The sequence below is a fragment of the Mitsuaria sp. BK037 genome (assembly GCF_014193045.1).
Lineage (GTDB): Bacteria > Pseudomonadota > Gammaproteobacteria > Burkholderiales > Burkholderiaceae_C > Roseateles.
The window spans coordinates 1,851,257-1,864,677 of record NZ_JACHYS010000001.1 but is presented as its reverse complement, the minus strand read 5'-3'; the positions used below and the strand labels follow the sequence as shown (position 1 = coordinate 1,864,677).

Below are 13,421 nucleotides of genomic sequence, written 5' to 3'. Positions count from 1 at the left end.
GCATCCATGAGCTTGAAGACCCGATGCGCGGCGATCGCGCTGCTGCTGGGCCTGGGCGCCTGCGGCAGCCTGGTGCCGTCGACCGACGCGCCGCGTCCGCCGCTGCGCGAAGACTTCCGTCCAGCCGCTCCGGCATCGGCGGCATCGGACGCCGGCTCAGCCTCGGCCGCGACGCCCACCGCAACCCCGACCGCGAACGCGGCCTCGACCGAGGCATCGACCGCCGCCGCGCACGAGTGGCGCGGCTTCTTCGCCGACGCTCGGCTGGACGAGGTGGTGGCGCTCGCGCTCGACCAGAACCGCAGCCTGCGCGCGAGCGCGGCCGCCGTCGAGCGGGTGCGGGCGCAGTACCGGATCACGGCGGCGGATCGCCTGCCGGAGATCGGCCTGGGCGCCTCCGCGACGCGCCAGCGCACGACCAACGGCGAGGGCGCGACGACCACCTACGGCGTCAACCTGGGCCTGGCGAGCTACGAGATCGACCTGTTCAACCGCTTGGGTAGCCTCGAGGGCGCGGCGTTGTCGCGCTTCCTCGCGGAGCAGGAGACGCAGCGCAGCGCGCGGCTGAGCCTGGCCGCCGAAGTCGCGACCGCGTGGCTGTCGCTGGCGGCGGCGCAGCAGCGACTGGTGCTCAACCAGGCGCTGCGCGACAGCCAGCAGCGTTCCCTCGACCTGGCGGAGCGGCAGTACGCGCTGGGCGCGGCGTCCGGCCTCGACCGCGCGCGGGCGCGCGCCGCCTTCGAATCGGCACGGGGCGATGCGGCGGAAAGCGTCGGCGCGGTCACGCAGGCGCGGCTGCAGCTGGAGCTGCTCGTCGGGCAGCCGGTGCCTGATCGCCTGCTGCCGACCCCGCAGCCCGCGTTGCCCACGGTGACCGCGCTGCCGGAGCTGCCCGGCGGCCTGCCCGCCGAGGTGCTGCTGCAGCGCCCCGACCTCCGCGCCGCGGAGCAGCGCCTGCGCGCGGCGGCCTTTGACGTCGGTGCCGCGCGCGCCGCGCGCTTCCCGCGCCTGACCTTGACGGCCAGCGCCGGCACGCGCAGTCCCGACCTGGATGGCCTGTTCAAGAGCGGTAGCGGCGTGTGGAGCCTGGTCCCGCAGATCGACCTGCCGCTGTTCGATGGCGGTGCCCGGCGCGCGCAGGTCGAGGTCAGCGAGGCCAGCCGGCGCGAGGCGCTGGCGAACTACGAGTCGGCGCTGCAGTCCGCGTTCCGCGAGGTCGCGGACGCGCTCGCGGTGCGCGATCAGCTGGCCGAGCGGCTCGATGCGCAGCAGGCGCAGGTCGACGCGGCGGCGCAGTCGCTGCGCCTGGCGGAGCGCAGCTACCGGCTCGGCGGCAGCAGCCAGCTGGAGCTGCTGGACGCGCAGCGGCAGTTGACCACCGCCCAGCGCGCGCTGGTCACGCTGCGCCAGACCGAGCAGGTCAATCGCGTCGCGCTGCTGCGCGCGCTCGGCGGCCGGTGGACGCCCTGATGAGGTGACGCGGTGATGCGGTGGTGATGTGGCGGTGACGCGGTCCCGGTCGTGTCGATCACGACCGAGGCTTTTCCCTCATGGATCGACCCGGTGCCGGGCCGGAGCGAACTGGCCAAGAATGCGGGGACACGAACCACACCATTCTTGTTTCAGGGAGCGAGGGATGAATCGAATTCGCGCAGGGCGGCTGACCGCCTGGGCGAGCCTGTGCGCGCTGGCCGCGCTGGGCCTGATGGGAACGGCGCAAGGCGCGCCCGCAGGGCAGGCCACGGCGGCCACGACGGCCGCCTCACCACCGCCGATCGCCGACTTCTTCCGCGACCCGCAGGTGCGTCGCCCCAAGCTGTCGCCGGATGGCCGCGCGGTCGCGATGATCGTCAGCAACTCGGAGAGCGAGCGCAGCGCGCTCGCGGTGATCGAGCCGGACCAGGGCAACCGCATCACGGTGGTGGCCAGCTTCACCGACTCCGACATCGCCTTCTTCGACTGGGTGGGCAGCGACCGGCTGGTCTACACCTCCGGCAAGGACGAGGCCGGCAGGCGGCGCGACGGGAACAGCGCCGGCCTGTGGACCGTCAAGCGCGACGGCAGCGAGCGCCGGCAGTTGATCCTGACGCGCTACGCGCAGGAGAGCCGGCTCGAGTCGCGCATCATCACGCGCGCGCTGCCCTTCGAATGGTTCCTCTATGACGTGCCCGACGACGACAGCGGTGAGGTCATCGTCGGCTACGGCCGTTACGACGCGCGCTGGGACCTGAAGTCGGTCCAGCTGGCCCGCCTGAACATCGAGACGCAGCAGCGCCGGACGCTGGAGGCCAAGTCGCCGCCCAACGTGGTCCGCTGGGAGCTCGACCCCGGCGGCGAGCCCTGGGCGCTGCAGACCCATGACGAGGACCGCGAGGCGCTGTACTTCAAGACGGCCGAGGGCGCCTGGACGCTGGCGCAGTCTGGCGACTGGGTCAACTCGCCCACGGCGGAGCCGCTGGCCTCCGACGGCCGCGGCCTGCGCCTGGTGATCGCCGGCACGCCGGCGGGCACGCAGGCGCTGTATCGCATCGATCCCAAGACGCTGAAGCAGGAGGACGAGCCGCTGGTCTCGGTGCAGGGCTACGACTTCCAGGGCGAGGCGGTCTTCGACGCCGAGAGCCGGCGCCTGCTGGGCCTGCACTATGAAAACGACGCGCCGTCGACGCACTGGTTCGACCCGACGCTCAAGCGCATGCAGGCCGAGGTCGACGGCGCGCTGCCGGGCCGCATCAACCGGCTGGCCTGCCGGCGCTGCCTCAAGACGGGTCGGGTGATGGTGACCTCGATGTCGGACACGCAGCCGCCGGAGTACTTCCTCTACGACCAGGGGACCCACAAGCTGCTGGCCTTCGGCGCCGCGCGGCCGTGGATCCGCGCCGCGGAGATGGCGCAGGTCGACCTGTCGCGCGTGCGCGCCCGCGACGGGCTCGAATTCCCGGTGATGGTCACCAAGCCCCGTGGCGCCGCGGCCGGTCCGCGTCCCGCCGTCATGCTGGTGCACGGCGGGCCTTTCGTGCGCGGCACCTCCTGGGGCTGGAACGCCTTGCCGCAGTTCCTGGCCTCGCGCGGTTATGTCGTGATCGAACCCGAGTTCCGCGGCAGCAGCGGCTATGGCGACCGGCTCTTCCGCGCCGGCTGGCGGCAATGGGGCGAGGGGATGATCGACGACCTCAGCGATGCGCTGGCCTGGGCCGTCAAGCAGGGCCTGGTCGATCCGAAGCGGGTCTGCATCGCAGGCGCGAGCTACGGCGGCTACGCGTCGATGATGGCGCTCATCAAGGACCCGGGGCAGTACCGCTGCGGCGTGAGCTGGGCCGGCGTCACCGACCTCGACTACCTCTTCACCCTGGACTGGAGCGATGCGAGCGATGCTTCGCGCCGTTTCGGCATGACCGCGATGATCGGCGACCGCGTCAAGGAGGCCGAGCGGCTGCGGCGCACCTCGCCGCTGCGCCGCGCGGCCGACCTGAAGGCGCCGGTCCTGATCGCCCACGGCATCGACGATCGCCGCGTGCCGATCGACCACGCGACCGACTTCCGCCGCGCGCTCGAGCGGGCCGGCCACAAGGACGTCGAGTACGTCACCTACAACGGGGAAGGCCACGGCTGGCGCATGCTGGCCACGGACGTCGACTTCTTCGGGCGGATGGAGCGCTTCCTCGCCAAGCACCTCGCCACGAAGGATCCCGCGACCCCGACCAGCGCGCAGTGAGGCGCCCGGCCTCGCCGGGAGGCGAGGCCGGTGCCCACGCGGTGCGGCTTACCAGCCGATGGTGTAGGTCACCGTCGTCGGCGCGTTCGTGTGCAGCGAGGGGCTGAGATCGCCGACGTCGTCGCGGGCGAAGCCATCGGCCTGCCCATGGCCGTTGGCGTGGCCCTCGGTGCGCAGGGCTGTGCGATGTCCGGGCGCCCAGCGCGGGACGGGCGAGTGGCGGCATCGATGCGGACCGACCTCGCTTATCGTCGTTGCGGACCTCGCAGCCTGTCTCCGCCATGCAGCCCACGCCCACCCCCAGCGCCGATCCCGCCGCCAGCTTCTCGTTCCGACGGATCGCGGTGCCGGCCTTCGGGCCGTCGCTGCTCTTCGGCCTGGGGGAGGGCGCCATCCTGCCGATCGTGCCGCTGATGGCGCGCGAGCTGGGCGCGTCCGTGTCGATGGCGGCCTTCGTGGTGACGCTGATCGGGCTGGGCTCGCTGCTCAACAACATCCCGGCCTCGCTGATCACGATGCGCTGGGGCGAGCGCTGGGCCATCGTGGCGGCCGGCGTGTGGAGCGCGCTCGGCATGGCGCTGTGCGTGCTGCTGCCGGGCGTGGTGCCGCTGGCGATCGGCTGCTTCATGGTGGGCATGTCGCAGGCGGTCTACAACCTGGCGCGCCAGAGCTACCTCACCGAGGCGGTGCCGGCCGTCTATCGCGCGCGGGCGCTCTCGACGCTGGGCGGCGTGATGCGCATCGGCATGTTCATCGGCCCCTTCCTGTCGGCCGCGGCGGTCCATGCCTTCGGCCTGTCGGCGGCCTTCGGCGTGGGCATCGCCGGCGTCCTGGCTGCGGCGGCGGTCGGCGCGCGGTTGCCCGACCTGGAGCTGCCGCCGCACCTCGCGGGCGCGAGCGCGCCGGCGCCGGTCACGCTCGGCGCCATCCTGGCCGACCACCGCCGCGTGTTCCTGACGCTGGGGCTGGGCGTGCTGCTGGTCAGCGCGGTGCGGGCCTCGCGCCAGGCGGTGATCCCGCTGTGGGCGGACCACCTGCTGCTGGCGCCGGCGGTGACCTCGCTGATCTACGGCATCTCCGGCGGCATCGAGATGCTGCTGTTCTATCCGGCCGGACGCGTGATGGACCTCAAGGGCCGGCGCTGGGTGGCGGTGCCGTCGATGGCCCTCATCGGCCTGGCGCTGCTGGCGATGCCGTTCAGCACCGGTTTCGTCTCGCTGCTGGCGGCGGCGACGGCGATCGGCCTGGGCAACGGCATCGGGTCGGGCTTGATCATGACGCTGGGCGCCGACCACGCCCCGCGCCACGGCCGCGCCTACTTCCTCGCGGTGTGGCGCTTCCTCTCGGACCTGGGCGGCTCCTGCGGCCCGGCCTTGCTCTCGGCGCTGGTGGCGACCGCGTCGCTGGCCGGCGGCATCGCGGTCACCGGCGGGCTGGCGCTGCTGGCGGCGGGGATGCTGGGCGTGTGGATCCCGGCGCGAAACGCGGCAGCGTCGGCAACGCCGTCAACGCCACCGCGCTGAGCTGGCTTCGCGGTGAGGACCGCGGTGCGAGGCCCTACAGTCGCGGCATGTCGTCCGAACCCCAGCCCCAAGCCGGATCGCCGCTCAAGCGGCTGCGCACCGCGCGCCTGCTGATGCACGCCTCGGCGCCCGCGATGGCCGAGGCCATCATCGATTACCAGTCCCGCAACGCCGCGCACTTTGCGCGCTGGGACCCGACGCGGCCGCCCGACCATTGGGACCTGGAGCCCACGCGGGCCCGCCTGGCGCGCGAGGAGGCCGGTTTCGAGGCCGGCACGATCTGGCGCTTCTGGTTGTCGCTGCACGAGGCGCCGGATCGCGTGATCGGCCAGTGCGCGCTCTCCGACGTGGTGCGGGGCGTGTTCCAGAGCGCGATGCTGGGCTACAGCCTGGACCGGGCCTGCGTCGGCGGCGGCCTGATGCAGGAGGCGCTGAAGTGCCTGCTCGACCAGGCCTTCGGGCCGGCGGTGTCGCTGCATCGGGTGCAGGCGTCGGTGAGGCCGGAGAACGCGCGCAGCCGCCGTGTGCTGGAACGCCTGGGCTTCCGGCGCGAGGGCTTCAGCCCGCGCTACCTGTTCATCGACGGCGCGTGGCGCGACCACGAGACCTTCGCGTTGATCAATCCGGGGTGGGGGGAGACGCAGCGGCCGGTGGCGTGAGCGGCAGTCCGGCCGGCGCGCTGTGAAGCGTTGCGTTCATGCCAACTCGCTTGAAATCGACCTGCTGGAGCGTGCCTAGACTGGCCTTCGGTCTCAGGTGAAGCGAGGGCGTGGTCAATGGAACCAGGCGATTTTGAGCAGCAGCTGTTCGCGATGTTCTATCGGGAGGTGAACGTCGTCGAGCGAAGGGGGCAGTTTGCGGTGTCCCTGCCTTTCGAAGGGCGGGACGGAGATTGCCCTGTCATCCATCTCGCACGGGAGAACGAAGGCTGGCGATTGAGCGACTCGGCCAACACGCTGATGCGCCTCAGCTACGAGAACGATTTGACGGAGCTTCTCAGCGGCTCATGTGGCGAGCACTTTCAGCGGGTGCTTCGAGAGTGCGGTGTCTCGGATCACGACGGAGAGCTGGTCGTCGCCGTTGGCGTCAATGATCTGGTGCGAGGCTTGTTCCGGTTGGGGCGGTGCATTTGCCGGCTGGAAGATTTAGGACTTAGAAGCCGCGGCCGCGATTTCGCACTGTCGAGTACTCCCTCCGCATGAGCATCTGCGCCGAGCTTCTTTGTCCGGGCATGCTGGCTCACGCAGGCTACGGCACTGTCTTGATCGATGAATCCTTGAAAGCCCCATGGTCCTTCGCTCGCCATTTCCTCTGCCGCACCGCCACGCCATCCCGTTGAGCGTCGTCGCGCTCGCCGCCATCGCCAGCTTCGCGCCGTCGGTGCATGCTCAAAGCTCGTCGCCTTCGGCGGCGGCATCGGCGGATCAGCTCCAGCAGGTCGTCGTCACCGGCACGCGCCGTGTCAATCGCACGGTCGCCGAGTCCGAGTCACCTGTCGACGTCCTCAGCGCCGCGGACCTGCAGCGCACCGGGACCACCGAACTCGCGACGGCGCTCGGGCAGCTGCTGCCATCGCTGAACTTCCCACGCCCGTCGCTGACCGACGCCTCCGACGCGGTGCGGCCCGCCCAGCTGCGGGGGCTGTCACCCGACCAGACGCTGGTGCTGATCGACGGCAAGCGCCGCCACACCACCGCGGTGGTCAACATCAACGGCACGCAGGGCCGGGGTTCCGCGCCGGTGGACCTGAACACCATTCCGCTGGCCGCGATCGAGCGCATCGAGGTGCTGCGCGACGGCGCCGCGGCGCAGTACGGGTCCGACGCGATCGCCGGCGTCATCAACATCGTCCTGAAGAAAGGCGCGCGCGGCGGCGGCGTCAATGGCGAGCTCGGCCAGACCGATGCCGGCGACGGCTTGCGGCACACCGAGTCCGCCAGCGCCGGATTCGCCCTGGGGCCGGACGGATGGATCCGCTTCGCGCTCGAGAACCGCCATCAGCAGCGGACCAACCGTGCCGGCGTCGACACCCGTGAGGCAGCGACCGAGCCGCGTTTCGGGCAGGTCAACAACCGGCTCGGCGATCCGGACAGCCATCAGCAGGCCGCCGTGCTGAACGCCGAGCTGCCGCTGGCCGGCGCGCTGCAGGCCTATGCCGTCGCCACGCTCAGCCATCGCGACACGGTGTCCGCCGCCTTCTGGCGCACCCGCGCCACCGCGGTGGCCAACAACGTCGCCGGCCTGTATCCCGAGGGCTTCCTCCCGCTGCAGCGCAGCACCACGGTCGACGTCGGCCTGATCGCCGGCGTGCGGGGCGAACTCGCCGGCTGGTCCTGGGATGCGAGCCTCAACCACGGCCGCAACCGCTTCGACATCGACGTCACCGACACCGCGAACTACTCGCTGGGCAATGCCAGCCCGACGCGCTTCGACGCGGGCCGGCTGAGCAACCAGCAGACGGTGCTCAACCTGGACCTCTCGCGCGAGCTCGACCTCGGCCTCGCCGCGCCGTGGACGCTGGCCCTGGGCGCGGAGGCCCGCCGCGAGCGCTACGAGATCGACGCCGGCGAGCCCGCGTCGTACCAGAGCGGCGGCGCGTCGGGTTTCCCCGGCTTCCAGCCTGGCAATGCCGGCGCGCATGCGCGCCGCGACGTGGCGGCCTATGCCAGCCTGGAAGGCCGGGTGACGCAGGCCTTCAGCGCCTCGGCCGCGCTGCGGGCCGAGCATTACGACGACTTCGGCGGCGCGAGTTCGGCCAAGTTGTCGGGCCGTTATGCCTGGTCGCCGGCCGTGGCGCTGCGCGGCACCGTGTCCACCGGCTTCCGCGCGCCGTCGCTGGCGCAGCGGTTCTTCGCCACCACCTCGACCAATCTGATCAACGGTGCGCTGGTGGAAGCGGGCACCTTCCCGGTCGAGTCCGCTGCCGCCGCGGCCCTGGGCGCGAAGCCGCTGAAGCCGGAGAAGTCCCGCAACCTCAGCCTGGGCCTGCTGCTGCAGCCCCTGGCGCAGTGGCAGACCACGGTGGACGTCTACCAGATCGACATCGACGACCGCATCCTGCTGTCGGCCAACCTCTCGTTGCCGACCGCGCTGCGGGACCAGCTCGCCGCGCAGGGCGTGCTGGTGAGCGCCGGGCGCTACTTCACCAACGCGCTGGATACGCGCACCCGCGGTGTCGATGTCGTGAGCACCTGGCAGCAGGACTGGGGCCGTGCCGGCCGTGGCCAGTACACGCTGGCCTACAACCACAACAGGAATTCGGTGCGCCATGTCGACGACAACCCGGCGCTGCTGAGCGCCAACAACCTGACGCTGATCGATCGTGTGACGCTGGCGCGAGCGACCGTCGGCTCGCCCAAGGACAAGCTGGTCGCGAGCGCGGAACACCGCTGGGGACCGTGGAGCGGCCGCGTGGCCGCCAGCCGCTACGGCAGTTTCGTCATCCGCCAGTCCAACGCGGCGAACGACCAGACCTTCGGCGCGGCCTGGCTGCTGGACGTGTCGGCGGGATGGGAGCAGGGCGCCTGGCAGCTCAGCGCGGGTATCGACAACCTCACCGACCGCTATCCGGACCGGGTCATCGCCGCCAATGCCATCGGCGGGATCCTGGCCTACAACCAGTTCTCGCCCTTCGGCTTCAATGGGCGGCAGTACTACGCGAAGGTGGGTTATCGGTGGTGAGGTGCAAGGCGTCCTGCCGCTGGTGAGAGAACAGTAGATTGGCAAGAGTCAGCGAATTGAGCGGATGATCCGGCATCGACAAACTTGCTTTAAATGCAGATGCCGTACACCTTGACCTTCTCGAGGCAGGTCGAGATTGCAGATGACGACCAGTACATCAACGGCTGCTGCATTGGTGGGGACGTGGTCTTGGGCCGGCTGCTTCCCGCGCTCAGAAGCAAATACGGCAACGAGCTGCATGCGAACCAGGAGGATTGGGGGTGGTTCGCCTGGTTCGAAGACGGGCCGATAAAACTTGCAGTGGACATCTCGACGGACGATGACCGCTCGAAGTTTCAGGTGTTGCTCTCTGCACGCCGGCCTCGCTTCATCTTGAGTGACAAGGTCGAGGACTGCGCTGAGCTTGAAACGCTTCGAGAGTTGGTCGTGCAGCGATTGACGGACTGGCCGGTTTCGAACCTCTCGGTCCAACGGGTCAACGAGAAGCACCTTCCTGCGTGACGGATATCTCCGTCGCTAGCTGCGCGGTGACGTTGGCGGCAGCATTTCTCAGCGGAAACAGGCGCGAGTCCTTGAACTCATTGCGCTGAATCTCGTTTCGATCGGAGGTAAGGAGATCAGGAAGGCAATCCGATACGGCTCAGGCCGTGGCGGGAAGTTCGATCACCTGGGCTTCAGCGTCGACACCATCGAAAAGCGGCCGAGCGAACTCAACCACGTCCCTCACGGTTTCGCCGGGGTGCGACGACGTGAGGAGGAACCTGCTGGGGTCATCGCCATTACCCACAACCAGTTCGTCAATGATGTCCTCGACGCGCTGGCAGTCATGGCCAACCACGCCGACGAACTTGACGCCGTCAGAGATGAACTGCTCGACCAACTGGTCCAGCGTGAAGTGGTAGCCCGTGGGGCAGTAAAGCACGACCTTGGCAGCAAACGGCATGGTGAACGACTAGACCAACCCCTGCTTGCTCGCCAGCACGGCCGCCTCGGCGCGGCTGGAGACGTTGAGCTTCTTGTAGATGGACTTGATGTGGTCGTTGACGGTGAACCACTTGATGCCCATCAGGTTCGCGATCTCCTTGATCGTGAAACCCTTGCTGAGGTAGGTCAGCACCTCGTTCTCGCGCGGGGTCAGGCGTTCCCATTCGGGCACCGGATCCAGCGTCACGCCGCGCCCGCTGGGCGTGGCCGTCGAGGTCAGGCTGCCGAAGCCGGAGTTCAGTCCCATCGGCCCCGAATCGCCGGTGGAGCCCGGCCGGAAATGCGACAGCAGCCGCCGCGCGATCGCCGGCGACAGCGGCGGCTGGCCGCGCACGATGCGCTGCAGTTCCTCGACCAGCACCTCGAAGCGGTCTTCCTTCAGCAGGTAGCCGTCCGCGCCGCGCTGCAGGGCAGGGAAGAGGTGGTCGTCGTCCGAGTACAGCGTCGTGACGATCTTGACCGCCGGCTTGCCGGACAGCTCGCCCAGGAACTCCATGCCGTTGCCGTCCGGCAGCTCCAGGTCGATCAGGATCAGCTTGTAGCCGTTGCCGGCGCTGCCGTCGCTCTCGACCTTGGCGAGTTGCCGGCGGGCGCCTTCCAGGTCGCCGGCCTCGGTGATCTCCATGCCATCGCTGAAGCTTTCACGCACCACGCGGCACAGGAAGCTGCGGGCGACGGGGTTGTCTTCGACGATGAGAACTTTGACGGCCATGGTGTGGGGAGCAAAAGCTGCCCGCATCCTAGCAGCGGCCCCCCGGCTTGCATGCCCCGTGAAACAGGGTGTCGACGGGCGGTCAGCCGTTGACGACGACCAGCTTGCCCACCACCTGCCGCGAGGCCATGCGCTCGAAGGCCTGCGGCAGCGACGTCATCGGCAGCACCTTGTCGATCACCGGCCGGATCTTGCCGGCGGCATACCACTGCGCCAGGGTCGCCATCATCGCGGCGTTGCGCTTGGGTTCGCGCTTGGCGAACTCTCCCCAGAACACGCCCACCAGCGACGCACCCTTGAGCAGGGCCAGGTTCAGCGGCAGCGCCGGGATGGCGCCCTGGGCGAAACCCACCACCAGGTAGCGGCCGCGCCAGGCGATCGAGCGGAAGGCCGCTTCGGCCAGGTCGCCGCCGACCGGGTCGTAGATGACGTCGGGACCGCGGCCCTCGGTGTGGGCCTTGATCTCGTCGCGCAGCGAGCCCTGGGCGTAGTTGATGGTGGCATCGGCGCCGATCTCCCGGCAACGCGCGCATTTCTCGTCGGACGAGGCCGCCGCGATCACGCGCGCGCCCGCCGCCTTGGCGATCTGGATCGCCGCCGTGCCGACGCCGCCGGCCGCGCCCAGGATCAGCACCGTCTCGCCCGGCTGCAGGGCGGCGCGGTCGATCAGCGCGTGGTGGCTAGTCGCATAGGTGCAGATGAAGGCGGCCGCGTCCTCGAAGGGGAAACCCGGCGGCAGCGGCATGGCCAGCGCGGCCGGGACCAGCGCCTCGGTGCCGAAGCCGCCGGTGCCGGTGAAGGCCGCCACCGCGTCGCCCGGCTGGAAGCCGCTCACGCCGTCGCCCACTGCCTCGACGATGCCGGCGAACTCGGTGCCCGGCACGAAGGGCAGCGGCGGCTTCATCTGGTACTTGTTCTGGATGATCAGCAGGTCGGGGAAGTTCAGGCTCGCCGCCTTGATCGCCACCTTCAGCTGGCCCGGCCCGGGCGTGGGAGACGGCAGCTCCTTCCATTGCAGCGCCTCGACGCCGACGGGGTTCTCGCACAGCCAAGCCTTCATCTCTCGTCTCCTTGTCCAGGCCTCCGGTGGAGGGTCGGGGCGCATGATAGGCAGCGCGCCGCGCGGCCCGCGTCGCCGGGGTGACGGCCTGCCTACAATGCCGCCCCATGCGCATCCTCATCGCCAACGACGACGGCTACCTGGCCCCCGGTATCGCCGCCCTGGTCCGCGCCTGCGAAGGGCTCGGCACGGTGGAAGTCATCGCCCCCGAGCAGAACGCCAGCGGCACGTCCAACTCGCTCACGCTGCACCGGCCGCTGTCGGTCTACACGGCGTCCAACGGCTATCGCTACGTCAACGGCACGCCGTCCGACTGCGTCCACCTGGCGTTGACCGGCCTGCTCGACTACAAGCCCGACCTGGTGCTTTCGGGCATCAACAACGGCGCCAACATGGGCGACGACACGCTGTATTCCGGCACCGTCGCCGCGGCCACCGAGGGCTACCTGTTCGGCGTGCCCTCGATCGCGTTTTCGCAGGTCGAGAAGGGCTGGGGCCACCTCGACGCCGCGACCGCCGTGGTGCGGGCGCTGGTCCAGGACGTGATCGCCGGCGGACTGGACCGGCCCTTCCTGCTGAGCGTGAACATCCCCAACCGCGCCGACGCCGCCGCGCTGCCGCGCCGCATCACGCGCCTGGGCCGCCGCCACGCCAGCGAGGCCACCATCCAGCAGCGCAGCCCGCGCGGCGACATGATCTACTGGATCGGCCCGGCCGGCGCCGAGCGCGAGGCCGGCGAGGGTACCGACTTCCACGCCACCGGCAACGGCGCCGTCTCGATCACGCCGCTGCAGGTCGACCTCACCGAACACGCGACGCTGGACGACTGGCGCCAGCGGCTGCAGACCGCCGGCCGTCCATGACCTCGCTGCCGCCCCGGCCCAAGCGCTTCCCGCTGTCGCTGGACAAGCTCGCCCCGGCGCGCCCGGGCGCGCCGTCCGCGGCCGCGGCCGCCGAGGCCCGCGAGCCGCTCAAGCCGCAGGGCCACTGGCAGCAGGCTGCCGCCATCAAGGCGCGGCAGACGACGCCGATCGGCCTGGGGCTGGACTCCGCCGGCGTGCGCCAGCGCATGGTGGACCGCCTGCGCCGCGAAGGCCTGACGGACGAGCGCGTGCTGCAGGCGCTGGCGACGGTGCACCGGCATGCTTTCGTCGACTCCGCGCTGGCGACGCAGGCCTACGAGGACACCAGCCTGCCGATCGGGCACGGCCAGACCATTTCCAAGCCGTCGGTCGTCGGCCGGATGATGGCGCTGATGCTGGACGCGCCGGGCGCGCGCCAACGCGGCCATCTCGGCAAGGTGCTGGAAATCGGCACCGGCTGCGGCTACCAGGCGGCGCTGCTGATGCAAGTGTCGAAACAGGTCGTGTCGGTCGAGCGGCTGCGGCCGCTGCACGACAAGGCCCGCGCGAACCTGGTCGGCCACCACCAGGTGCGGCTGGTCTACGGCGACGGCATGCTGGGCCATCCGCCGTCCGCGCCCTACGACAGCATCATCTCCGCCGCCGGCGGCGACGACATCCCCAAGGCCTGGCTGGACCAGCTCGCGCCGGGCGGCCGGTTGGTCGCGCCGATGACCGCGCCCAGCGGCCGCGGCCAGGTGCTGGTGCTCATCGACCACGTCCGTGACGCGGCGGGCTCGCGCTTCGTGCGCAGCCTGCACGAAGCGGTCCTGTTCGTGCCCCTAAAATCGGGGGTCCTGTAGCGCGGCAGCCTCACGGCTCCCGCGCTTCGGCTTTCGCAACGACA

The 13,421-nt window shown here is 70.4% G+C and carries 12 protein-coding genes; 9 read left to right on the top strand and 3 right to left on the bottom strand.

What is annotated here, in order from left to right; all coding sequences use genetic code 11:
• Window positions 1-6 precede the first annotated feature (6 nt).
• The 7 genes from FHT37_RS07630 to FHT37_RS07600 all read left to right on the top strand — a co-directional run bounded on the left by FHT37_RS07630 (window position 7) and on the right by FHT37_RS07600 (window position 9,417).
• Window positions 7-1,470, top strand: a complete 1,464-nt coding sequence (locus tag FHT37_RS07630; protein WP_221210977.1) for an efflux transporter outer membrane subunit — start codon at window positions 7-9, stop codon at window positions 1,468-1,470.
• 166 nt (window positions 1,471-1,636) lie between these two features.
• On the top strand, window positions 1,637-3,712 hold the full coding sequence (locus FHT37_RS07625) for a S9 family peptidase (protein ID WP_183479937.1): 2,076 nt from the start codon (window positions 1,637-1,639) through the stop codon (window positions 3,710-3,712).
• A gap of 281 nt (window positions 3,713-3,993) precedes the next feature.
• Complete coding sequence (locus FHT37_RS07620) at window positions 3,994-5,235, top strand: MFS transporter (protein ID WP_183479935.1); 1,242 nt, start codon at window positions 3,994-3,996, stop codon at window positions 5,233-5,235.
• Between the two features lie 47 nt (window positions 5,236-5,282).
• Complete coding sequence (locus tag FHT37_RS07615; protein ID WP_183479934.1) at window positions 5,283-5,894, top strand: GNAT family N-acetyltransferase; 612 nt, start codon at window positions 5,283-5,285, stop codon at window positions 5,892-5,894.
• Between the two features lie 117 nt (window positions 5,895-6,011).
• Window positions 6,012-6,437: a DUF1828 domain-containing protein gene (locus tag FHT37_RS07610; protein WP_183479932.1), complete on the top strand. Its 426-nt coding sequence runs from the start codon at window positions 6,012-6,014 to the stop codon at window positions 6,435-6,437.
• Window positions 6,438-6,570: 133 nt separating this feature from the next.
• Window positions 6,571-8,916, top strand: a complete 2,346-nt coding sequence (locus tag FHT37_RS07605; RefSeq protein ID WP_255489515.1) for a TonB-dependent siderophore receptor — start codon at window positions 6,571-6,573, stop codon at window positions 8,914-8,916.
• Between the two features lie 93 nt (window positions 8,917-9,009).
• Complete coding sequence (locus FHT37_RS07600) at window positions 9,010-9,417, top strand: hypothetical protein (protein WP_183479928.1); 408 nt, start codon at window positions 9,010-9,012, stop codon at window positions 9,415-9,417.
• A 139-nt stretch (window positions 9,418-9,556) separates the two neighbouring features.
• On the opposite strand, the gene FHT37_RS07595 is transcribed toward FHT37_RS07600, so the two are convergent.
• The 3 genes from FHT37_RS07595 to FHT37_RS07585 all read right to left on the bottom strand — a co-directional run bounded on the left by FHT37_RS07595 (window position 9,557) and on the right by FHT37_RS07585 (window position 11,672).
• On the bottom strand, window positions 9,557-9,859 hold the full coding sequence (locus FHT37_RS07595) for a hypothetical protein (RefSeq protein ID WP_183479926.1): 303 nt from the start codon (window positions 9,857-9,859) through the stop codon (window positions 9,557-9,559).
• Window positions 9,860-9,868: 9 nt separating this feature from the next.
• Window positions 9,869-10,612, bottom strand: coding sequence for a response regulator transcription factor (locus FHT37_RS07590; RefSeq protein WP_091724848.1), 744 nt, complete (start codon window positions 10,610-10,612; stop codon window positions 9,869-9,871).
• 82 nt (window positions 10,613-10,694) lie between these two features.
• Window positions 10,695-11,672, bottom strand: coding sequence for an NADPH:quinone oxidoreductase family protein (locus tag FHT37_RS07585; protein ID WP_183479924.1), 978 nt, complete (start codon window positions 11,670-11,672; stop codon window positions 10,695-10,697).
• Between the two features lie 107 nt (window positions 11,673-11,779).
• Here FHT37_RS07585 and surE point away from each other — a divergent pair, with 107 nt between their 5' ends.
• A complete protein-coding gene (surE, locus tag FHT37_RS07580) occupies window positions 11,780-12,535 on the top strand; it encodes a 5'/3'-nucleotidase SurE (RefSeq protein ID WP_183479922.1) in 756 nt (251 codons plus the stop codon).
• Window positions 12,532-13,377: a protein-L-isoaspartate(D-aspartate) O-methyltransferase gene (locus FHT37_RS07575; RefSeq protein ID WP_091724845.1), complete on the top strand. Its 846-nt coding sequence runs from the start codon at window positions 12,532-12,534 to the stop codon at window positions 13,375-13,377. Before surE ends, FHT37_RS07575 begins: the two co-directional genes overlap by 4 nt.
• The last annotated feature ends 44 nt before the right edge of the window (window positions 13,378-13,421 follow it).

Bases quoted from the DNA above. Each gene is read 5' to 3' on its own strand.
- FHT37_RS07630 (WP_221210977.1), top strand. From the start codon at position 7: ATGAGCTTGAAGACCCGATGCGCGGCGATCGCGCTGCTGCTGGGCCTG.
- FHT37_RS07625 (WP_183479937.1), top strand. From the start codon at position 1,637: ATGAATCGAATTCGCGCAGGGCGGCTGACCGCCTGGGCGAGCCTGTGC.
- FHT37_RS07620 (WP_183479935.1), top strand. From the start codon at position 3,994: ATGCAGCCCACGCCCACCCCCAGCGCCGATCCCGCCGCCAGCTTCTCG.
- FHT37_RS07615 (WP_183479934.1), top strand. From the start codon at position 5,283: ATGTCGTCCGAACCCCAGCCCCAAGCCGGATCGCCGCTCAAGCGGCTG.
- FHT37_RS07610 (WP_183479932.1), top strand. From the start codon at position 6,012: ATGGAACCAGGCGATTTTGAGCAGCAGCTGTTCGCGATGTTCTATCGG.
- FHT37_RS07600 (WP_183479928.1), top strand. From the start codon at position 9,010: ATGCAGATGCCGTACACCTTGACCTTCTCGAGGCAGGTCGAGATTGCA.
- FHT37_RS07595 (WP_183479926.1), bottom strand. From the start codon at position 9,859: ATGCCGTTTGCTGCCAAGGTCGTGCTTTACTGCCCCACGGGCTACCAC.
- FHT37_RS07590 (WP_091724848.1), bottom strand. From the start codon at position 10,612: ATGGCCGTCAAAGTTCTCATCGTCGAAGACAACCCCGTCGCCCGCAGC.
- FHT37_RS07585 (WP_183479924.1), bottom strand. From the start codon at position 11,672: ATGAAGGCTTGGCTGTGCGAGAACCCCGTCGGCGTCGAGGCGCTGCAA.
- surE (WP_183479922.1), top strand. From the start codon at position 11,780: ATGCGCATCCTCATCGCCAACGACGACGGCTACCTGGCCCCCGGTATC.
- FHT37_RS07575 (WP_091724845.1), top strand. From the start codon at position 12,532: ATGACCTCGCTGCCGCCCCGGCCCAAGCGCTTCCCGCTGTCGCTGGAC.